We start from the raw sequence: 20,269 nt of genomic DNA on the forward strand, positions 1-20,269 counted from the left end.
CATGCATCAATAATTCAAAGTTTTCTTGATGAAAACCCAAGCGGACAATGGCGCCATCGCAGGAGAACGCCATGAACGCCACCACCGCCACCACCGCCACCGTCGTCGCCCCACCAACCTTTCACCAGCGCCTGCCGGGCCTGCTGCTGTCGGTGGTGATCGCCCTGGTGGCGCTGGGACTGGGGCGTATCGCGCCGCTGATCGGCGGCCCGGTGTTCGGCATCGTGCTGGGCATCCTGGTGCGCAACACGATGTCGCCGGGCGGCACCTATACGCCGGGCATCCAGTTCGCCGGCAAGCAGGTGCTGCAGTGGTCGATCATTGCGCTGGGCTTCGGCCTCAGCCTCAACCAGGTGGCCAAGACCGGGCTGGAGTCGCTGTCGGTGACGCTGGTGACCATGACCGTCGCCTTTCTCACTGCGTGGGCGCTGGGCCGCATGCTGAAGGTGCACGACAAGCTGAAGATCCTGATCGGCGTGGGCACGGCCATCTGCGGTGGTTCGGCCATTGCCGCGGTGACGCCGATCATCAAGCCGGACGACCACGACACCGCCTTCGCGATCTCCACCATCTTCCTGTTCAACCTGGTCGCGGTGTTGTTGTTCCCGCTGCTGGGCCATCTGCTGCATCTTTCCGACCTGGGCTTTGGCCTGTGGGCCGGCACCGCGATCAACGACACTTCCTCGGTGGTGGCCGCCGGCTACAGCTTCAGCAAGCAGGCGGGCGACTACGCCACCATCGTCAAGCTGACGCGCGCCACGCTGATCATCCCGGTATGCCTGGTGCTGGCCTTCGCCACGGCGTGGAAGCAGAAAAAGCAGGGCGCCAGCGACTTCAGCCTGCGCCGCATCTTTCCCTGGTTCATCCTGTGGTTCCTGGTGGCCTCGGCGGTGCGCACGATGGGCCTGGTGCCGGTGACGATCCAGCCGGCGCTGCATATGGCGGCGGAGTTCCTGATCATCGTGGCGCTCACCGCCATCGGCCTTTCGGCCAACCTGCGCCGCATGGCTTCCACCGGTGCCCGCCCCATCCTGCTCGGCCTGGGCGTGTGGGCCGCCGTCTCGGTCAGCAGTCTGCTGGTGCAACTGGTGATCGGGCAGCTTTGACGGAGCAAACGCATTACGCTGCGTGACTGGTGCCGCCAACGATTCGAACGGACATGCTTATCCACGGCCAATGTCACTGCGGGAACATCGCCTTTACGCTCAACTGGGCGCCCGATCCCACCGAGATTCCCGCCCGTGCCTGCGACTGTTCCTTTTGCACCCGACACGGCGGCGTTTGGACGTCCCATCCGGATGGCGCGCTGCAGATCGCCATCCGGGACGCATCGCGAGTATCCCGCTATGCCTTCGGCACCAAGACCGCGGAGTTTCTTACCTGCGCCCACTGCGGCGTGGTGCCGGTGGTCACCAGCGAAATCGATGGACGCCTTTACGCGGTGGTCAACGTGAATGCGTTCGATAATGTCGACCCGGCGCAGATCCAGCGCAGCTCGAGAAGCTTTGGGAACGAAGATGCCGCGTCGAAGCTCGCTCGTCGCAAGCTCTACTGGATCGCCGACGTGAAATACGTCGAAACCCTCGCCTGACGGCGGACGCAACTCATCCGGCCAACTGCCGCAGCAGGTTCACGGCACCGGCGAGATTGGCAGCCAGCGCCGCCGGAAGGCCGTGACGGCGAACGGTATAGTCCGGCGAATTGCAGGCCAGCCAGGTCACGCCCTGTACGTCCTCCCACAGCAGCGCCTTGAGGGGTAGATCCAGACCCGCCGCGGGCTCGGCCTGCATCAGCGGTGTTCCTGCCTTCGGATTGCCGAAGATCAGCATCTGCTCCGGCCGCATGGTCAAGCCGGCACGCCCGGCATCCCCGCTGAAATCGATCCGCGCAAAGATGGTGATGTCATGGGCGTGGAGAATCTGCTCGAGCTTCTCCACCGCCTCCGTCACACCGTAGGGGATCTGGATGCGGATGATGTCCTGTTCGGTATGCTCGCTAGTCACGGCCGGCCGCCTGAAGTCGCGTGGTAAGGGTAAGCAACGTGGCATGATCCATCCGCTGCCGTGAATCCGATGCATGCGCGCTGGTAGCTTGCCGGCTGTAAGGCGCGACCCGCATCCTTTGCGGGCGTCCATACGGTATACGACTGGCTGTATGTCGAACTGCTGTCCGTGCCTGAAAGCATGCGCGGGAAATATCTGGGCGCCGACCTGATGCATCAGGCCGAAGAGATCGCAGCGCACGCTATTTCCTGATGAAACGCTTCTCCTGAGTCAGGCGGCTTCCCGCAGCATCACTTCCATGCCACGGAAGCGAGCAGCTCGGACAGGCCGATCCAGAACAGCTGCACGCCGATGCAGAAGATCACGAAGGCGAACAGCCGCATGGCGATCTTGGTGCCCACCGTACCCAGCAGGCGCTCCAGGTCGCCCGCAAAACGCACGCAGATATAGATGCTCGCGCAAAGCGCCACCAATGCCGCGCCCACGCCGCCGATATGCCCTGGGGAAAGACCCTCGCGGGGCGACCCCGTGCCCAGCGCAATCGCCACCGCGATGGAACCCGGTCCAACGGTCAGTGGCATGGTCAACGGATAAAAGGCCTTGGAGGCCAGCGACCCCGTGCGCTGACGCGCATCCATCGCCTGGGCTTCGTCCCCATTGTCCTCGTCGTCGGGCTTTTGCAGCAGGTTCCAGCCCGCCATGCCGATGATCAGGCCGCCCGCCACGCGCAGTACTGGAATGGAAATCCCGAAAAAGGCCAGCACGTAAGCGCCAATCAACAACGACCCCAGCAGGATGGCGAAGCTGTTGGTGGTGATGCGCCAGGCCAGGTCGGTCCGTTCCGCCGGCGTCGCGTGGGGAAGCAGGCTGAGCACGATGAGCGCCGAGGCGGGCGGATTGATGATGGGGAACAGGCCGGTGAAGAGCAGCAGAAAGGTCTGGGTGAATTCTCTCAGCATGACTCACGGTGCTCCCATAGCCGTCCGCAAGTGCGCACTGTGCCATGCGGCCGCCGCAAAAGGGAACGACGATCTTGCAGGCGAGCTTCCCCCGGCCTTCAGGCCTTGCCCTGCTCCACCAGGGTGAGCGCCACCTTGTCGCGCAGGTACACCGGCAGGGCATGCTCGGGCGCAGAGGCGCGCCCGGCGGCGAATTCCCGGGCAGCCAGTTCGGCGACGTGACGGGCCTGCGGATAACGCGCTCCATCCGCGGAACGCAGTTCGCCGGTGAGGCGGCTGCGCAGCACCTCGGCGTAAGTGGCCCAGCCGGTGCCGACGACATGCCAGGCGCCAGCCGATGGCAGCGTCAGCGATTCGGGCGTGCACACGCGCTCCTCGTCGAGCGCGAGCAGGCCACCGTTGTCGTCGCGACGATAGCTGGCCGCATAGATTTCGCCCATGCGCGCGTCGATCACGGCGAGGATGCAGGCGTCATCTTCCGGCGCTTCCAAGGCCAGCGCCGCCAATGAGGAAACGGTAATCACCGGTACATCCAACGCAAGCGCCATGCCCTGGGCCAGCGAAATGCCAAGCCTGACGCCGGTAAACGCACCCGGCCCGCGCCCCACCGCGATGACATCCAGCGCGTGGCGCCCCAGGCCTGCCTCGGCCAGCAAGGCATCGGCCATGGGCAGCACCAGCTCGGCGTGGCGACGGGGGGCGAGTTCGCTGCGCGCGATCACTTCGTCGCCGTGGATCAGAGCGACGGAACAGGCTTCGGTGGCGGTTTCGATGGCGAGCAGGTTCATGGTGTTTCCATGATAACGGGTGCCGGCCCCACCGCGGTGGGCAGGCTGGCATACCAGTCGATGCGCCGGGTCAGGTACATCAGCAGGGCCACGGTGAAAATCAACACCATGGCGCCGATCAACAAGGCGTACTGCTCCGCCGCCAGCACCCCATAGAGCATGGCGTAGACCAGCGCCAGCGCGCCGCCCAGCATCAGGCCCGCCCGCCGGGCGCCCAGCACCGCCATGGCATAACCGCCGATGACCACCACCACGGAAGCGGCCGCCACCGCATAGGCCGGACCGAAGCCGATCTGCTCGGACAAGGCCAACAGCAACACATAGAACGAGGTCAGCGCCGCGCCGACCAGCAGGTATTGCACCGGGTGTACGCGCAAGTGCTTGAGCACCTCGAACAGGAAGAACGCCACGAAGGTCAGGGTGATGAACAGCAGGCCATATTTCCCCGCGCGTACATTGCGCTGATACACATCGACCGGCTGGAACAGGGCCACGCCGAAGGCGGAGTCGCGCAGCGCGTCACTCACCCGCGCATCGCTCTCGTGCCACAACTGGCCATAGCTGCGGTTGAGATCGAGCATATGCCAGCGCGCGGTGAAACCATGCGCATCCACCTGCCGCTCCAGCGGCAACGCCGCGCCCATGAAACTCGGATCCGGCCACGGCGCATGCATCTTCACGTCCATGGTGCGCGCCAACGGCAGCAGCTGCAGCGACTGGGTGCCGGCAAGGCGGAAGCTGAGTGCGAACTCGATGGGTTGCCCATCCAAGGCATCGAGATCGATGGGTACGGTCACCGTCGGCCACTGGCCCGCCAAGGTCGCCGCCGACGAGGAAAACTGTTGCGGCTTGCCGTTGATCAGCAGTTCCGTCACCTCCTGCAGGCCACGCAGGTCGCTCACCACCAGCCGCAGCTCCGCCTTGTCGCCCTGCGCCGCAGTTTCATCCGCGCGGGAGTACCGGGCGATATCCTCGGCACGAAAGCGCCCGCGCAACTGCACCGTAGAGGCGAACACCGGTGCCTCGTAGATGCCGTAGCGGCGCTTGTCGACCGTCATGGCGACCTCCATCGAGGCGGCATCGGGCAGGATCACCGTCGTGTCCGGCAGCTCCCTGATCCCGTTGGCGCCGCTGTCGATGCGATGGCGCGTCGGCACGGCCAGCACCAGGCCACCGAGCACCTGCTCGCCACCCCAGCCCTGCGCAATCTGGTTGATGGCGGCCTGGCGCATGCCCTGGCGCTCATCCACCAGCGATTGCGCCTTCCACAGCGGCAGCAGCATCAGCAGCGCCAACAGGCCGATGCCAAGCACCTTGGCGGTCCAACCTCGCATCCAGCTTCCCATCGCACGCACTCCTGAAGACAAGAGTCACGATGGAAGCAGCCCCAAGGGCCGGGGCTGGGTCGCGATACGGCCGAACCACGGCGGGTTGATGGCGAAACGACGATCAGCCGGCCGGCGGCTGCCACAGTTCGATGCGCGTGCCTTCGGGGTCCATGATCCAGCCGAAGCGGCCGAACTCGCTTTCATCGACGCGGTCGTCCACGGTGACGCCGGCTTCGCGCAGCTGCGCCAGCAAGCCGTCCAGGTCGTCCACGCGGAAATTGATCATGTAGGGCTGCGTGCTGGGCGCGAAATACGTGGTGTCGGCTGCAAAAGGCGACCACAGCGTCTTGCCCTTGCGGCTTTCGTCTTCGTCGAAAGTCGCGCCACCCCACTTGTGCACCGGCAGCCCCAGATGTTGCGCGTACCACTCGCTCAACGCCTTGGGATCGTGCGATTTGAAGAAGATGCCGCCCAGCCCGATGACTTTTGCCATGTTCCGATCCTCCTCGTTGAGGTTGCTACATAGACGAAGACATCTCGTGCGCAAAAAACCTTTGCACGTCGCCCAACTCGCGCGTGCGCGGCATGGCGGGCAGACTGGCGAGAAACAGACGCCCATACCCTTTGCTGGTGAGCCGTGGATCGCACAATACCAGCACACCCCGGTCACGCACATCGCGGATCAGCCGCCCCGCGCCCTGCTTCAACGCGATCACCGCGCTGGGCACCTGCCAGCCCATGAAGGGATTGATGCCGGCCTGCTCCAGCGCTTCCAGCCGCGCCTGCAGCACCGGGTCGTCCGGCGAGGCGAACGGCAGCTTGTCGATCACCACCACGCTGAGCGCTTCGCCGGCCACGTCCACGCCTTCCCAGAAGCTCGCCGCGCCCAGCAGCACGCCGTGGCCACTGGCGCGGAATTCCTCCAGCAGGCGATGGCGCGGCGCCGAGCCCTGCACGAACAGCGGCCACGGCACGCGCTCGCGCAACAAATCGGCCGCCCGGCGCAACGCCCGGTGCGAGGTGAACAGCAGAAAGGCGCGGCCGTGCGAGGCATGCAGCACCGGCAGCACCGCATCGAGCACCCGGTCGGTATAGTCACGCGCGGCGGGATCGGGCAGGCCCGGGGGCAGATAGCAGAGCGCCTGGGTGGCGTAGTCGAACGGACTGTCCACATGCAGCGTCTGCGGATCGTCCAGCCCCAACTGGCGCGCGAAATGATCGAAGCTGCCCGCCACCGACAAGGTGGCCGAGGTATGGATCCACGCGGCCTGGGTCTGCTCGCGCATCGCACGCAACGGCGCGGCGAGATCCAATGGCGTGGCGTGCAGCGCGAAGCCTCGCGGGAACAGTTCATACCAGCGCACGTCGCGCTCGCTGTTGCGCTCGGCGATGCGATCCAGCCGCTCGCTCAGGTGCGCCGCGCGCTCGTGCGCGTTGGCAAAGCCGCGCGAACGCTCGGCCTGCGAAGCGAGACCGTCGGTGAGTGCCGCCAGCACCTCGCGCAGCTCATGCAACATGCCGGCGATCTTGTCGCTGGCTTCGAGCTGCTGGAACGCCCCCCGCTCGGGCAAAGCATCCATCGCCAGGCGCAGGTTGCGAACGGCGTCCTGCAACGCCTCGACCGGTTCCAGCAACAAACCGATCGCGCCGGTGACGCCATTGCATTCGCTCAGGCTGTCCTGCGCCAGCTCGGTCAGCTGCCGCGCGCTGATGCTCTGGGAAAAGAACTGCCCCGCCAGCTCCGGTATCTGGTGCGCCTCATCCAGGATAAAAGCGTGCGCACCAGGAAGGATCTCGCCGAAGCCTTCCTGCTTGAGCGCCAAGTCGGCAAACAGCAGGTGATGGTTGACCACCACCAGATCCGCCTCCTGCGCTTCGCGACGTGCCTTGATCACATGGCAATCGTCGTAGAACGGGCATTCCACGCCCAGGCAATTCTCCGGCGTGGAGGTGACGCGCGGCCATAGCGGCGACTCCTCCGGCACTTCGGCCAGCTCCATGCGATCCCCGCGCCGCGTGCGCGCCGACCAGGTGCGGATGGCGGCCAGCTGCGAGGCCTGCGCACGATCGAAGGTGGCGCCTTCGCGCACGGTCTGGTCGAGCCGGTACAGGCACAGATAGTTGGCGCGGCCCTTGAGCAGCGCGGTTTTCAGGCGCGCATCCAGCACCGAACGCACGCGCGGAAGATCGCGGAAGTACAACTGGTCCTGCAGCGCCTTGGTGCCGGTGGAGACAATTACTCGTTGACCGGAAAGCAGCGCAGGCACCAGGTAGGCAAAGGTCTTGCCGGTGCCGGTGCCGGCCTCGGCGATCAGCGTCTCGCGCTCGGCGATGGCGTGCTGCACCGCGCGCGCCATCGCCTGCTGGGCGGCGCGCGGGGCGAAATTGGGCAGCTCGCGGGCAAATGGGCCATCCGTGCCCAGCAGCGCGGCAACATCCTCGTCATCGATCATCGTGAAAGTATGGCCGACCTGAGCCGCGCCTGCGAATGCCTTAGACTGCGGGCGGCCCTCCACGGAGCATTGCCATGTCCACGCCCATCATCGGCATTGGTCAGATCGCCGTCACGGTCAGCGATGTCGATGCCGCGCTGGCGTTCTATCGCGACATTCTTGGCTTGAGCTTCCTGTTCCGCCCCGCCCCCAACCTCGCCTTTCTCGACAGCGGCGGCATCCGCCTGATGTTGTCGACACCGCAAGGCGCCGGCACGGTCAGCGGCAATTCCATCCTGTATTTCAAGGTCGCCGACATCGGCGCCACCTTCGAAGCACTGCTGGATCGCGGCGCGGTGGGCGAACGCGAACCCCAGGCCACGGCGGAGCTGTCCGACCACACGCTGTGGCTGGCCTTCCTGCGCGACCCGGACGGCAACCTGGTCGGCTTGATGGAAGAGCGCCGCCGCGCCTGATCGCCCCCCGAAAAACCGGATGCGCGCCAGGCGAACCTGGCGCGCACCACCCTGGCGGCTCCGGTCTCCGCTCTTCCCGTACGGACTGGCTTCGGGGTACCAGTTCGTGCGGGGCCTCCCCGACGGGTGCGGGGAGTCGCCCCTGTAGCTATCCGGCCAAGCCGGCCGCTGAACTACAGCGAGAAGTCATACTGCACCTGGAAGCGTGCATAACGCGGCGTATTGAAGTACTTCGGCAATTTGTAGTGGGTATAGCTGGTCTTGCGACCCGCCGCCGAAATGGTTTCGTACTGTTCGTACACGAAGGTCGGCGCGTCGTTGTCGAACACGTTGATCACCGACAGCTGCATGCTCAGCCCCTTCGCCCACGACGGCTGATACATCACGTTCGGACTGACGGTCCACACCCAGGGCGTGCGTCCCGCCGTACCCTCCGGGCTGATTTGCCCGTTGCAGACGTGAAATGACGAGCCATAGCCGAACCGTGTGCCGAACGTACCGCCGCCACCGCCATAGCAGCTGATCGGGGCGCCGGACTGCGCCAGCAGATTGAGACCCGTCGACCACTCCGGCGTGAACTTGTAAGCGCCGTAAACCTTGAAGCTGTGCCGGCGATCGTTCGGCAGGTAGCCGTTGGCGCCCACCATGATTTCCGGAAAATCGAAATCGGCCGTGGTACCGGTGTCGGCCTGGCCATTGCTCGACTTCACCAAACCCTCGGTGTTGCCGTAGCTTTTCGACCAGGTGTACGAAGCGCTCACGTAGTACTTGTCGGACTGCTTCTTGGCGCTGAGCTCCAGGCCTTGATAGGAGCGCTTGGCACGTGGACCCAGCACATTGCCCGGAATCGTCACGTCGAACGTTTTGGGGCTGCCGTCCAACGTGGTGGTCAAGGCCAGCGCGCTACCGGGGTTGTAGATCCAGCAACCGCCCATGCCGTCGGGCACCGTCCATTCGTCGTCCCAGGCGCCGCCCACGCCCTGCTTCACGGCCTCGGCATAGAACGGGCGCGAATCGCAGGTGTCGTCGATGCTGGTGCGCAGCTTGCGATACGTCGCCTTGACGCCAACCGTCCAGTTGTCGAGGAAGCTGATATCGCTGCGCAGGCTCTTCTGGACGCCCAGGATGTACTCATCCTGCACATACGGCTTCAGATCCTTGGATGCCACCGCCTTCGGATTCGGCGTGCTGCCGTCCTCGCCGTTGATAACGTAGTGTCCCTGGCTGCCCTTTTCGCCCACCAATACCGGCGAGCCGTCGGGATTGATGGCGGAATACAAACTGTCGTCCTCGGTATAGAGCGAGGCCGTCGCGGCACGCAGGGCGACGTTGGCGGCCATCGGCAACGAGTAGCGGCCGGCGCTGCCGGAAACCTTGAACGACGCGTCGCCCATCACATCCCACGAAAAGCCCAGGCGCGGCTGCCAGATGTTGTTCTGCTTGACGAAGGTTTCACCGCCACCGTTCTTGTTGTTGAAACCGTCGTTGCGAATGCCGCCATAGAGCATCCACCTGTCGGTGACTTGCCAGTGGTCTTCCAGATACCAGGACTGTTGATCGACATCGATGTGGCCACCGGTACGGAAGTTATAGATAAACACCATGCCCGGCGCTTTCGCAGTGGGTTTGGAGTAGTAATAGTTATAGGCACCGCCCGAGTACGAAGTGCCGGCATCGGATGACCACTTCTCGTCCGAGTAGCCGCCGCCGATATCGTGGTCACCGAGCTTCCAATCCAGGTCCACGCGCCATGCCTTGCGCTGGTCCTCGCCACCGTACACGTCGACGCTGCTGGTGATGGCGCAGGTGGCTGGTCCCCACGGCGTGCCGTTGTACGCCGTATAAGCGCAGCCGGATGCTGGTGCGTTGATGTCCCCGGTATAGCGGGTATAGATCCCGGTCGGGCTGACCGTATAGGTGGAATTGTCGCTGTCCATCTTGCCCCACTGGGCGGTCAGCGTCAGATCGTCCGTGAGATAGCCGGTGTACTTGAAGATGTGGGTCTGCCCACCGTACTTCGTGTACAGATTGCCTTTGTATGTGGTCTTGGACGGCACGCCGTCGACGTACGGCGCGTTGTAATAGCTGTAGGTGTTTTTGTCGGTGTTGTTGAAGCCGGTGTATTCGAGGTGATTGCCATCGTTGATATTCCAGTCGACCTTCACCACCCAATACGGGCTCTTGGTCGTGAAATCGTAGGCAGTGGACGCCGTATTGGAATTGCTCAGGCTGGTGGTCGATGAGGCGCCATAGGTGGCGCCGGTCGATCGGGTGAATTCGCCCAGGGCAAAGAGAAACAGCTTGTCCTTGATGAGCGGACCGCCGATCCAGGTGTCGTAGGTATTGCTGTTGCTGCGGTTCTTGTCGTAATTGCGGAACGTGGTGCCATTGCTGCGCGTGACATTCGGCGGTGTCTCGCGCGCCCAGTTCGGGGCCGTGGTCCAGCTCACACCACCCTTCCACTCATTGGTGCCGCGCTTGATGTTTACCGAGGTGACGCCGCCCGTGGAAAAACCGTATTGCGCACCGTAGCCACCCGATTGCACATCGAGCTGGTCGATGGCCTGGAACGGCACCTGGCCATACGACAGGTTGTTGTAGAGATTAGTGACGTTGAAGCCGTTGACGTAGTAGCTGTTCTCGGCCACCGACGAACCACCAAACGACGGCAGGTTGCCGAACACCGCGTTGCCCTTCACCACGCCCGGCGCCAACAAGGCCACGCTGACGATATCGCGCGGCACCGGCAGTGAATTCAGCTGCGTGGCGGAAAAGGTGGTGCGGGTTTCCACCGTGCTGACATCGATGGCCGGCATCGTATTGGCGGTCACCGTGATGCCGGACAAGTTGGTCGCCTGGGCGGCGCTGGCCGTAAGGTCGACCTGGACGGTCTGGCCCGCCACCACGACCACCTGGCTGCCGCTGACCACCTTGTCGTTGTGGAGCAGTTGCACCTCATACCGGCCACTGGGCAGCGATGGCACGCGAAACTTACCGTCAGTCGCCAGATTGATCGAACGGGAAAGGCCAGAGTCCAGATTTTTGATGACCACCACGCCGCCAGCCGCATAGGCTGCGGTACCCGCAATATCACCCGCCGTGCTTTGAGCCAGCGTGGCGCCACTGGCCAAGCCCAAGGCGATGGCCAGTACCAGCCGGTGCAGGCGATAGGTGGAAGATCCATTGCGCGAATTCATTTCGAGTGTTCTCCCCTCGAGAGCCTGGCGCCGTGCCGGAGCCCCGATGCGGGCGCCCTGGACTGGGCCGTGCGTCCCAAATGACCGTGGCGATCCGAGGCGATGCCGCCTGGTGATCGACGGACCGGCGCGCCCTCCGCACCGAAATGCAGTGCCCGTTGCGCTGCGGGGTGAAAACAATCAAAACCTTGCAAGCAAGTCAAACTTGTCTTTTTGACCATGCCAACTCACAAGAATGGCTTGGCATTGGGCTTTACGAACGCAAGGTTTAACTTGCCCATCAATAAAACTACCAACCCTTACGCCGGTTTCGCGGAGCGCTTACAGGAAGCCTGCGATGCGGCGGACATTCCCGAAGGCCGGGCGCGGAGCAACGCGCTCGCATCGCGCTTTGGCGTATCCACCGAAGCGGTACGCCAATGGCTGCACGGACGGGCCGTGCCCGAGGTATCCCGCCTGCTGGAGCTGGCCGAGGAACTGGAATGCAGCCTGGATTGGTTGCTGCTGGGACGATTGCCATCCAGCGGCCAGGTGCGTGAACCCGGCGGTGCCTACAAGACGCTTTCCGCACAGGAGCGCGCCGTGGTGAGCGCGATGCGCAAACTCAATGCCCGTCGCCGCGGCGGGCTGGTGCAGCTGCTGTCGGATATCTGACGACTCGACGCTAGCCGGCTCTGTTTGGACCGAGCCGGCGCACGGCCAGAGGCACGGGGAACGCTCAGTACCGCTGCAAGCCTTCCACGTGGCACTGCTGTACCCACTTGGCGGCACTGACCGCACCGCTCTCGTCGCCCGCGTGCTGGCGCAGCTCGGCGATGGTCTGCCAGTTGCGCGCGCACAACGGCCCCAGCTTCGGACCCAGCTCCCACGAACGATGCGCGAGCTTTTCGGCGCTGGCGTAATCCTTCAGATGGATGGCCAGTTCGGCGCGGTCCTGCAGCAGGTCCGGCGAATCGGGGCTGAGCTTGAGGGCCTGGTCGAGCTTGGTCGCGGCGGCATCGTACTGGCCGGTGCGGATGTCGCCATCGGCGGCGTCCTGCAGCGCGGCCACGCCCGGGTCGCGCAGCGGGTTCACGTCGATGGCGGATTTTTCCTTGTCGCCGGCCGCGCGGATGGACGCGAGCATCTGGTCGTCGGAACGCGTGGGACGGGTGGCTTGCGGCGACGGGGCGCTGGGCTGGTTGCACGCGGCCAGCAGCACGCTCAACGCCACGGGAACGGCAGAAAGACGAAGGGTACGACGCAACATGATCAATCTCGGGTTGGTGCGGTGGAAGCCGGCGCCGGGGTCTGCTCACCGCCGCCGAAAAGGTTGCCGACGTGCTGCCAGAAGCAGCCCTCGGCATCTGGCGACAGTGTACCGGCGACCACCGGCAATTGACGCGCTCCCTCGCAGCCCTCCTCCGAACGCTTGCCGTCGGACGTGTTGATCCAGGCCATTTCCAGGCCCTCGCCGGGGGCCGCCGACAACGGCCGCGTGGGCAGCTTGCGGAACAGTTCCTGCCAGGCGCGCAGGCTGCCGGTGGCGCCATACAGGCCGCTGGGCTTGTTGTCGTCGCGGCCCATCCAGAACACCGCCAGGTGGTCGCCGGTAAAGCCGGCGAACCAGCTGTCGCGCATGTCGTTGCTGGTGCCGGTCTTGCCGGCGGCATTGAGGTAGGCCAGGCCGGAGCTGCCGATCGATGCCGCCGTGCCCGAGCGCGCCACCTGCTGCATGGCCCAGGTCACCAGGCGCACGGCCGGCTGGTATTCGCCCGGACCCATCTTCACTTCATAGCGCTTGATGGTCTGGCCTTTCTCGTCGACCACGCCGCGCACCGCCACCAGCGGCAAGGCATGGCCATCGGCGGCGATGTACTGGTAGAGCTGGGTGGCCTGCAGCGGCGACATGTCCAGCGCGCCGATCAGCAGCGACGGACTGGGATTGACGTCGGTGAGCCCGAACGATTCGAGGAAGGCCTTGATGCGCGCCAGCCCCACGTTCATGCCCAGGTTGATGGTCGCCAGGTTCCACGAATGCACCAGCCCGTCGATCATCGGCACTTCGCCGTGGGAATCGCCCTCGTCGTTCTTGGGCGTCCAGTAGCTGCCGTCGGGCTGGCGCATGCTGATCGGCGAGTCGTCGACCGGGCTGCCGAGGTTCCAGCGCTGCGGATTGGCCAGCGCGACCAGGTACACCAGCGGCTTCACCAGCGAGCCGATCGGGCGACGTGCATCCAGTGCGCGATTGAAGCCCTGGTCGCCCGGCTCCTTGCTGCCGACGATGGCGAGCACGGCGCCGGTCTGCGCTTCGGTCACCACCGCCGCGGCCTGCGCCGCGTCGCCGCGCTTGCCCAGGCTGCCGGTGGTGGCGGTGATGGCCTGCTCCGCATACAGCTGCGCAGCAGGGTCCAGCGTGGTGAAGACGCTGAGGTTGCCCTGGGAAAGCGTGTCGTCGTCGAAATCACTGGTGATCTGCGCGCGCACCAGCTGCATGAAGGCGGGGAAACGGTTATGCGGCAATTGCCCGTTGCTGACGATGCCCAGCGGAGTCGCCTTGTAGGCGGCGGCCTGGTCGGCATTGAGCAGGCCGGTTTCCACGAACTGGTCCAGCACCAGGTTGCGGCGCGACAGCGCGCGGTCGGGATAGCGGCGCGGGTCGTAGTAGCTCGGCCCCTTCACCATGCCGATCAGCAAGGCCATTTCCTGCGGCTTGAGGTCTTCCATGCGGCGGCCGAAGTAGAACTCCGACGCCGCGGCAAAACCGTGCACGGCCTGGCTGCCCTGCTGGCCGAGGAACACCTCGTTGACATAGGCCTCGAGGATGCGGCTCTTGTCGTAGTGCGCCTCGATCAGGATCGACATCAGCGCTTCGTTGAACTTGCGCGAGAAATTCTGCTCGCGATCGAGGAACAGGTTGCGCACCAGCTGCTGGGTCAGCGTGGAGCCGCCCTGCACCGTGTGGCCCGCGCGCAGGTTGGCGAACGAGGCGCGCAGGATGGCGGTGAGGTCGATGCCGAAGTGATGCTTGAAGTCGCGGTCCTCCACCGCCTGCAACCCGGCCAGCAGCAGCGGCGGCACGTCGGGCAGGCGCACGATGCGGCGTTCCTCCTGCTGCGCGCCGTACAGCGTGGCGATGCGGGCCGGGTCCAGATGCGCCAGCTCGACCGGCTTGCCGCTGGCGGCATCCTTCACGCTGGCCACCTGCCCCTTGCCCAGCGCCACGCGGATGCGCTTGGGCAACTCGCCGCCATCGGGCCCGGCATAGCCGCGCGAGGCGATGGTGTAGGTGCTGCCGTCCTTCAGCCAGGTGCCGGCCACCTGGCCATGGCCGTCATTGCTGTAGCCGGCGAAGGTCAGCTCCAGCTCCAGCGCGGCGGGTGTCATCGGCGTGCCGGCGGCCAGCGGCAGCGGGCGCGCATAGACGCGGGTGGGCACCGCGAAAACGAGGTCGTTGAACCGATCCTGCACGCGCTTGTTCAGCACCAGCGTGTAGGGCAACACGAAGCCGAACAGCAGACCCATGCAGATCCAGAACGGTATGCGCACCCAGGGCCACGCGGCGGCGGCAAACGAACGGAGACGGGTCAAGAAGGCCAAGGAGAGAGAATCCTGAACAGGAAGGCTGGGCGATCATAGGCCCTGCCGCCCGGCGGGCATCTGAACGCAGGCCGCGGTTTATGGCGCCGGAAGGGCTGCGTCGTGGCGGCCTCAGGGTCCGCCGGACGGCAGCCAGCAGGCCGCGTCGGGACGGAACGGGCGGGGCGAGATGCCAAGCAGGCGCTGCAACTCGCGGTTGTCGGCGATCAGGTCGGCCTCCAGCCGGGTCAGCGGGCCGCGCAGGCGCGGCACCGCATGGCGTCCCGCGCGCAGCAGCCAGGCCGGCAGCGGTACCGGCAAGGTCGTCACCGGCAGGCTTTGTTGCACCCGGGCAAACATCTCGCCCGCCGTCAGCCGTTCGCCACCGCCCAGCGGCAGCACGCGACCGGCTGCCTCGGCATGATCGAGCGCGGCCACCACCGCGGCGGCGATGTCGTCCGCATGCACCGGCTGGCGCAGGCCGCGACCGGCCGGCAAGGGAAAGACGCGCAGGCGCATCGCACGGTGGGCGATCGGCGTAAGGCTCTTGTCCAGGCCGGCGCCATAGATGAGCGTGGGCCGGAACACTGTCCACAAGGCGCCAAGACGCTCGCTCGCCGCGGCCAACGCCGCCTCGCCGTCACGCAGGGTCTGCGAGATAACGCGCTCGGCGGGCACGTCCGAGGCCTGCTTGGATTCGGCGCTCATCGAACTGGTCGCGATGATGCGCGTCGCTGGCGCCAGCGCGGCCGTGGCCAGCCACTGGGCGAACGGCAGCAGCGGCCCGAAGCTGATCACCGCCGATGGCCGTTCGCGCAGCGGGATCTCGCCCGGCAGCCGGCCCTGCAGCCAGGTGACGCCGGGGACGTCGGCATGTGCCCGCCGGCTCAATGCCAGCACCTGCTCGCCGCGCGCGTGCAGGCGCGGCAGCAGGAATCGGCCAATCTGGCTGCTGGCCCCAAATACCAGGATCGTCACGGGTAAAGCCTCAGGAACCGGCCTGCAGGCGCGCGGTCAGCGCGGCCAGCCGCGGGTTGCCCGGCGCCAGCTTGCGCGCACTGTCCAAGGATTGGGCCGCACCAGCACGGTCGCCGCTCTGCAGCTGTTGTTCGGCCTGATCCATCCAGGCGCCGGCCAGGCGCTGGCGCAGCTGGCTCTGCCCGGCGTCGCCCGGCGAGAGATCGCCCAGGTCCGCCAGGCGATCGCTGGCCACGCCCAGGTTGCCGTTGGCCAGCGCCTGGTTGAACTGGCCGATGGCGAGGTTGGACAAAGTTTCCAGGCCATGGCGGGCTGCTTCGTTGTTGCCGTCCATGGCCAGCGCCTGCCGGTAGAGGTCATAGGCGCTTTCGCCGGGCGGCAGCATGATCTTGCCCGCGCGGGCGGCGGCGTCCGCGTGCTGGATGATGCGGGCGAGCTCGGCGCTTTGCTGCGGCGTGAGCAGCGGATGCTGCAGCGAATCGTCGCTGTCCGCCGCGATGTCGCCGGCGACCTGGGCCGCCGCGGTCTTGCGCGCATCGCCCATGCGGGCGCGCGCCGCGGCCAGCTCGGCCGAGCGCGGCGCCAGTTCGGCGGCCTGGTCGAGCAGCTTGCGGGCCTGGGCGGTATCGCCACCGTCCAGCGCCGCATCGGCCTGCACGATCAGCGCCTGCGCCACCTGGCCAAGACCCGCCTTGGCATCAGCGTTGTCGGGATCGAGCGCCAGCGCGGCCTTGAAGTGGGCCAGCGCCGTATCGTCGCCGGCACCGGCGATGCGGCCGGCGCGCAGGGCGTCCTGGCCTTGCTTGAGGGCGTCGGCGAGGGCGCCGTTGTCCTGCTGGTCCACCTGCACCAGCGCGGCGCGCAGTGCCGGCAGCTCACCGTAGTTGGGCAGCAGCGCGGCGAGCTTGTCGACCAGCGCCGACGCGGTGGCGCGGTCGCCCGCGTCCAGCGCCTTGTGTGCCTGGCCGGCCAGCGCGTCGCCCACCTTGTCCAGGCCATGGGCGGCCACGGCGTTGCCAGGGTCGGCCGCAAGCACGCGCCGATACAGGGCACCGGCGCCGTCGTCGCCATCGAACTTGCCGGCGTCGAAGGCCTGCTGGGCCTGTTCGATCAGCCGCTCGGTTTCCACCGAGCCATTGCGGGCACTGGCCAATGCCTGGGTAAGCCGATCGACATCGGCGCCGCCGCCGAGCAGCTCGCGCGCAGTGGCCAGCGCCTGGTCGGCCTCGTCCAGCTTGCCGGCCTGCAGGGCGGCGTCGGCACGCGCCACTTCGGCCATGCCGACCTTGCGCAGGCCATCGCGGGCGCGGTCGTTGTCCGGCTGCAAGGCGCGCGCCGCTTCGAACAGTTCGCGCGCGCTGGTGCCATCGTTGCCGTCGAGGTGGCCTTGCTGCAGCGCCGTTTCGGCGCGGCCGAGCACCCCGTCCAGCTCGGTGCTGGGCACCAGCCCGCGCAGCTTGTCCTGTTCCATCCAGAGCGTGGTGCCGGCACCGATCACGATCAGCAGCACCAGCGGGATCAACCAGCCACGGCGACGCTGGCGCGGCGCGGGGCGCGGCGGCGCCTTGCGGCGCTGGTCCGGCTGCAGGGTGAGCTGCGGCAGGCCGTCGTCACGCCTGGCCCCCGTCGGCGCCGGCGCATCCAGATGGTCGAGATCGCCCAGGGTGGGTTCGGTGCGGCCCGGTGACCCGTGGTCGTGCTGGTCTTTGCGTCCGTTCATGGGCTCAGGAAGATGGGGGATGGAACCACCGCAGCTTAGCATTGCACCGCGTCATCACCCGTCCTCCAACGCACGGTGTTCAGCCGGCGCTGACGCGGCGGGCATCGACCACGTTGGGCAGCGCCACCAGCCGCGCCAGCAATCCGGACAATTGCTCGAAATCGCGGACACGCAAGGTGAAACGCATCTCCACTTCGCCGGTGTGGGCGAACAGCCGGCTGGACGAGGCCACGATGTTGATGCCCTCGTTGCTGATCAGGCCGGTGACGTCTTTCTGCAAGCCCTTGCGGTCGTAGCCGCGCAGCTCGATCTCCACTTCGTAGGCCTGGACCGAGGCCTTGCCCCACTCCATGTCGATCACGCGGTCGGGATCGCGCCGCGCCAGCCGGGCCAGGCTGACGCAGTCGGCCCGGTGCACCGAGACGCCGCGCCCACGGGTCACGAAGCCGCGCACCGGATCGCCCGGCAGCGGCTGGCAGCAGCGCGCCAGCGTGGTGAGCAGGTTGCCCACGCCTTCGATGCTGAGGGCGCTGTGATCGCGCGGCAGCTGGCGGGCGGCGGCGGGCGGCGGCGTCTCCACCGGGGGCGCCGCCGCCTCCTGCAGCACGCGCGCGATCTGGCCGGGGGCCACTTCGCCAAGCGCCAGCGCCACCAGCAGATCGTCGTGCGTCTTCAGATGGAAGTGCGCGGGCAGCTTGGCCACGTCCGCCGCCGGCAGCGCAAGCCGCCTGAGTTCTTTTTCGAACATCGCGCGGCCGGCCGCCAGGTTGGCGTCGTGGGCGATGCGGCGGAACCAGGTGCGCACCTTTTCCTTCGCGCGCGAGGTATGCAGGTAGCCGTGATGCGCCGACAGCCAGTCGCGGCTGGGCTCGGCCACCTTCGCGGTGAGCACTTCCACGCGGTCGCCGCTATGCGGCTGGTAGGTGAGCGGCACGATGCGGCCGTTGACCTTGGCGCCACGGCAGCGGTGACCCACTTCGGTGTGCACGTGATAGGCGAAGTCGAGCACGGTGGCACCATGCGGCAGGTCCACCACCTCGCCCTTGGGCGTGAGCACGTAGACGCGGTCTTCCAGCAGTTCGGTGTGCAGCTCGGCGGCCAGGTCGCCCTCGCTGTCCGGGCGCGGTTCGAGCAGGCGGCGCATCCAGGCGATCTTCGCCTCGAACTCGCTGTCGCCGCTGCCGCCTTCCTTGTAGCGCCAGTGCGCGGCCACGCCCAGCTCGTTGATGCGGTGCATCTCGTGCGTGCGGATCTGCACTTCCAGCGTCTTGCCGCGCGGGCCGATCACCGCCGTGTGCAGCGAACGGTAGTCGTTGCCCTTGGGCCGCGCGATGTAATCGTCGAATTCGCCCGGCAGGTGTGGCCACAATGTATGCACCACGCCCAGCGCGCCGTAGCAGTCGGCCACGTTGTCGACCAGCACGCGCACGGCGCGGATGTCGTAGAGATCGGAGAACTCCAGCGCCTTGCGCTGCATCTTCTTCCAGATCGAATAGATGTGCTTGGGCCGCCCCGCCAGTTCGGCGCGGATGCCGGCGGCATCGAGCGCGCGATGCAGTACGTCGAGCGATTCGCGGATGAATTCCTCGCGGTCGCTGCGGCGCTCGTCGAGCAGGTGCGCGATGCGCTTGTAGGTCTCCGGGTGCAGGTAGCGGAAGGCGAGATCTTCCAGCTCCCACTTGAGCTGCCAGATGCCGAGGCGATTGGCCAGCGGCGCGTGGATGTCCTGGGTGAGCCGCGCCAGCAGCTGGCGCGCGGCCTCCGGCAGTGCGCTCGCCGCGCGCATGCGCGCCAGCTGCCGCGCCAGCAGGATGAACACCACGCGCAGGTCGCGGATGATCGCCAGCAGCAGGCGGCGCAGGCCTTCGGCGCCATGGTCCGCACCGTGCTGGGCGTGCAGCGCCCATACGCGCTCGGCCGCCACCTGGCCACCGACCAGGCGCTGCAGCTCGGGCGGCAGGCCCGGCTCCCGCTGGGCCCACAATGCCGGATCGATGCGCGCCACCTCGAACCACAGCGCCGCCGCCTGGGTCTGCGCGTCGCAGCCGAGCATGGCCAGCAGGTCGAGCACATCGACGCATTCGGCCTGGTTCACCGGATGCGAGGCGCACGCCTCCAGCGCCTCCCCCAGCACGGGCGGCACCTGGCCGGCGCGATGTTGCCATTCGGCCAGACCGGAACTGGGTTGGGTGACGGCTTGGACCATGTGGCCATTCTAGTGCAGCCCGGCCCGTTCGCCTGCTTCGCGCATGAACCGGCGGTTCATGCCGTGTATGCTGCGCCGGCGACGTTTCTTCCCTTTGTCCGAGAGGATTGCCCCATGCGTCTGGTCCGTCTGTTGCCGTTGCTGATGAGTGTCGCCCTTGCTGTTCCCATGGCTGCCCTGGCCACCGACCAGTACGTGCCGCTGCAACAGCGCATGTCCCCCGAAGAGTTCAGGGCCGCCGGCCTGGACAAGCTTTCGCCGGATGAGCTGAAGAACCTCGACAACTGGCTGAGCGGGCACGCCAAGGTCACCACCAAGGTGATCGATACCGAAGGCAATCCAGTGTTCTACCCCAGCAAGGAAAAAGCCGGCCCGATCCAGGCCCGCGTGCAGGGCGAATTTGCCGGTTTCAACGGCCACGGCGAGTTCACCCTGGACAATGGCCAGGTGTGGAAGCAGGCTGACAGTACCCGAATCTCGTGCATGAGCAGCACCAATCCGAAGGTGACCATCCGTCGCTCGCTGATGGGTAACTGGATGGCAGCCGTGGACGGTTGCAACGACACCACCAGCGTGGTGCGCATCAAATAAGAGGCCATTTCTGGTAGGCGCGCACCGGGTGCG

General features: G+C 66.4%; 17 protein-coding genes. 5 read left to right on the top strand and 12 right to left on the bottom strand.

Translation table 11 applies throughout. The features are described from left to right. The first annotated feature begins 71 nt into the window (after positions 1-71). Both MJ606_RS01890 and MJ606_RS01895 read left to right on the top strand, forming a co-directional pair. Positions 72-1,106 carry a putative sulfate exporter family transporter gene (locus MJ606_RS01890; protein ID WP_243047717.1) on the top strand — a complete coding sequence of 345 codons (1,035 nt, stop codon included), beginning with the start codon at positions 72-74 and terminating at the stop codon, positions 1,104-1,106. A 53-nt stretch (positions 1,107-1,159) separates the two neighbouring features. Continuing rightward, positions 1,160-1,591, top strand: a complete 432-nt coding sequence (locus tag MJ606_RS01895) for an aldehyde-activating protein (RefSeq protein ID WP_243047718.1) — start codon at positions 1,160-1,162, stop codon at positions 1,589-1,591. A 13-nt stretch (positions 1,592-1,604) separates the two neighbouring features. Here the strand turns inward: MJ606_RS01895 and MJ606_RS01900 are convergent, their stop codons facing one another. From MJ606_RS01900 to MJ606_RS01925, 6 genes are all read right to left on the bottom strand, one after another. Further along, positions 1,605-2,243 (bottom strand): DUF302 domain-containing protein, encoded by a 639-nt coding sequence (locus tag MJ606_RS01900; RefSeq protein WP_243047719.1) that lies wholly within the window; start codon positions 2,241-2,243, stop codon positions 1,605-1,607. A gap of 50 nt (positions 2,244-2,293) precedes the next feature. Then, on the bottom strand, positions 2,294-2,962 hold the full coding sequence (locus MJ606_RS01905) for a MarC family protein (RefSeq protein ID WP_243047720.1): 669 nt from the start codon (positions 2,960-2,962) through the stop codon (positions 2,294-2,296). Between the two features lie 98 nt (positions 2,963-3,060). Continuing rightward, a complete protein-coding gene (gene tsaB, locus MJ606_RS01910; RefSeq protein WP_243047721.1) occupies positions 3,061-3,750 on the bottom strand; it encodes a tRNA (adenosine(37)-N6)-threonylcarbamoyltransferase complex dimerization subunit type 1 TsaB in 690 nt (229 codons plus the stop codon). Beyond that, entirely contained in the window at positions 3,747-5,096 is a 1,350-nt protein-coding gene (gene creD / locus MJ606_RS01915) for a cell envelope integrity protein CreD (RefSeq protein ID WP_243047722.1), read from the bottom strand. The genes tsaB and creD overlap by 4 nt, the downstream gene beginning before the upstream one ends. A 103-nt stretch (positions 5,097-5,199) precedes the next feature. Then, complete coding sequence (locus tag MJ606_RS01920) at positions 5,200-5,571, bottom strand: VOC family protein (protein WP_243047723.1); 372 nt, start codon at positions 5,569-5,571, stop codon at positions 5,200-5,202. A gap of 25 nt (positions 5,572-5,596) precedes the next feature. After that, positions 5,597-7,531: an ATP-dependent DNA helicase gene (locus MJ606_RS01925; protein ID WP_243047724.1), complete on the bottom strand. Its 1,935-nt coding sequence runs from the start codon at positions 7,529-7,531 to the stop codon at positions 5,597-5,599. Positions 7,532-7,605: 74 nt separating this feature from the next. On the opposite strand from MJ606_RS01925, the gene MJ606_RS01930 reads away from it, so the two are divergent. Further along, positions 7,606-7,986, top strand: coding sequence for a VOC family protein (locus MJ606_RS01930; protein ID WP_243047725.1), 381 nt, complete (start codon positions 7,606-7,608; stop codon positions 7,984-7,986). 173 nt (positions 7,987-8,159) lie between these two features. Here the strand turns inward: MJ606_RS01930 and MJ606_RS01935 are convergent, their stop codons facing one another. Continuing rightward, on the bottom strand, positions 8,160-11,183 hold the full coding sequence (locus tag MJ606_RS01935) for a TonB-dependent receptor (protein ID WP_243047726.1): 3,024 nt from the start codon (positions 11,181-11,183) through the stop codon (positions 8,160-8,162). 273 nt (positions 11,184-11,456) lie between these two features. Between MJ606_RS01935 and MJ606_RS01940 the strand changes: the two genes are divergently transcribed. After that, a complete protein-coding gene (locus tag MJ606_RS01940) occupies positions 11,457-11,837 on the top strand; it encodes a helix-turn-helix domain-containing protein (protein WP_243047727.1) in 381 nt (126 codons plus the stop codon). Between the two features lie 64 nt (positions 11,838-11,901). Here the strand turns inward: MJ606_RS01940 and MJ606_RS01945 are convergent, their stop codons facing one another. From MJ606_RS01945 to MJ606_RS01965, 5 genes are all read right to left on the bottom strand, one after another. Next, the gene (locus MJ606_RS01945) at positions 11,902-12,432 is read right to left on the bottom strand and encodes a tetratricopeptide repeat protein (RefSeq protein WP_243047728.1); all 531 of its coding nucleotides are present in this window, start codon (positions 12,430-12,432) and stop codon (positions 11,902-11,904) included. Between the two features lie 2 nt (positions 12,433-12,434). Further along, positions 12,435-14,762, bottom strand: coding sequence for a penicillin-binding protein 1B (mrcB, locus tag MJ606_RS01950; protein WP_243047729.1), 2,328 nt, complete (start codon positions 14,760-14,762; stop codon positions 12,435-12,437). 111 nt (positions 14,763-14,873) lie between these two features. After that, the gene (locus MJ606_RS01955; protein ID WP_243047730.1) at positions 14,874-15,719 is read right to left on the bottom strand and encodes an NAD-dependent epimerase/dehydratase family protein; all 846 of its coding nucleotides are present in this window, start codon (positions 15,717-15,719) and stop codon (positions 14,874-14,876) included. A gap of 10 nt (positions 15,720-15,729) precedes the next feature. After that, on the bottom strand, positions 15,730-17,439 hold the full coding sequence (locus MJ606_RS01960) for a hypothetical protein (protein WP_243047731.1): 1,710 nt from the start codon (positions 17,437-17,439) through the stop codon (positions 15,730-15,732). A 79-nt stretch (positions 17,440-17,518) separates the two neighbouring features. Beyond that, on the bottom strand, positions 17,519-19,645 hold the full coding sequence (locus MJ606_RS01965; RefSeq protein WP_243047732.1) for a bifunctional (p)ppGpp synthetase/guanosine-3',5'-bis(diphosphate) 3'-pyrophosphohydrolase: 2,127 nt from the start codon (positions 19,643-19,645) through the stop codon (positions 17,519-17,521). Positions 19,646-19,759: 114 nt separating this feature from the next. On the opposite strand from MJ606_RS01965, the gene MJ606_RS01970 reads away from it, so the two are divergent. Beyond that, complete coding sequence (locus MJ606_RS01970) at positions 19,760-20,236, top strand: hypothetical protein (protein WP_243047733.1); 477 nt, start codon at positions 19,760-19,762, stop codon at positions 20,234-20,236. Positions 20,237-20,269 lie beyond the last annotated feature (33 nt).

This window comes from Dyella sp. RRB7, from assembly GCF_022761115.1.
Lineage (GTDB): Bacteria > Pseudomonadota > Gammaproteobacteria > Xanthomonadales > Rhodanobacteraceae > Dyella.

What these genes read in the sequence shown, in the direction of transcription:
- MJ606_RS01890 (WP_243047717.1), top strand. Translation starts at nt 72, where the DNA reads ATGAACGCCACCACCGCCACCACCGCCACCGTCGTCGCCCCACCAACC.
- MJ606_RS01895 (WP_243047718.1), top strand. Translation starts at nt 1,160, where the DNA reads ATGCTTATCCACGGCCAATGTCACTGCGGGAACATCGCCTTTACGCTC.
- MJ606_RS01905 (WP_243047720.1), bottom strand. Translation starts at nt 2,962, where the DNA reads ATGCTGAGAGAATTCACCCAGACCTTTCTGCTGCTCTTCACCGGCCTG.
- tsaB (WP_243047721.1), bottom strand. Translation starts at nt 3,750, where the DNA reads ATGAACCTGCTCGCCATCGAAACCGCCACCGAAGCCTGTTCCGTCGCT.
- creD (WP_243047722.1), bottom strand. Translation starts at nt 5,096, where the DNA reads ATGGGAAGCTGGATGCGAGGTTGGACCGCCAAGGTGCTTGGCATCGGC.
- MJ606_RS01920 (WP_243047723.1), bottom strand. Translation starts at nt 5,571, where the DNA reads ATGGCAAAAGTCATCGGGCTGGGCGGCATCTTCTTCAAATCGCACGAT.
- MJ606_RS01925 (WP_243047724.1), bottom strand. Translation starts at nt 7,531, where the DNA reads ATGATCGATGACGAGGATGTTGCCGCGCTGCTGGGCACGGATGGCCCA.
- MJ606_RS01930 (WP_243047725.1), top strand. Translation starts at nt 7,606, where the DNA reads ATGTCCACGCCCATCATCGGCATTGGTCAGATCGCCGTCACGGTCAGC.
- MJ606_RS01935 (WP_243047726.1), bottom strand. Translation starts at nt 11,183, where the DNA reads ATGAATTCGCGCAATGGATCTTCCACCTATCGCCTGCACCGGCTGGTA.
- MJ606_RS01945 (WP_243047728.1), bottom strand. Translation starts at nt 12,432, where the DNA reads ATGTTGCGTCGTACCCTTCGTCTTTCTGCCGTTCCCGTGGCGTTGAGC.
- MJ606_RS01960 (WP_243047731.1), bottom strand. Translation starts at nt 17,439, where the DNA reads ATGAACGGACGCAAAGACCAGCACGACCACGGGTCACCGGGCCGCACC.
- MJ606_RS01965 (WP_243047732.1), bottom strand. Translation starts at nt 19,645, where the DNA reads ATGGTCCAAGCCGTCACCCAACCCAGTTCCGGTCTGGCCGAATGGCAA.
- MJ606_RS01970 (WP_243047733.1), top strand. Translation starts at nt 19,760, where the DNA reads ATGCGTCTGGTCCGTCTGTTGCCGTTGCTGATGAGTGTCGCCCTTGCT.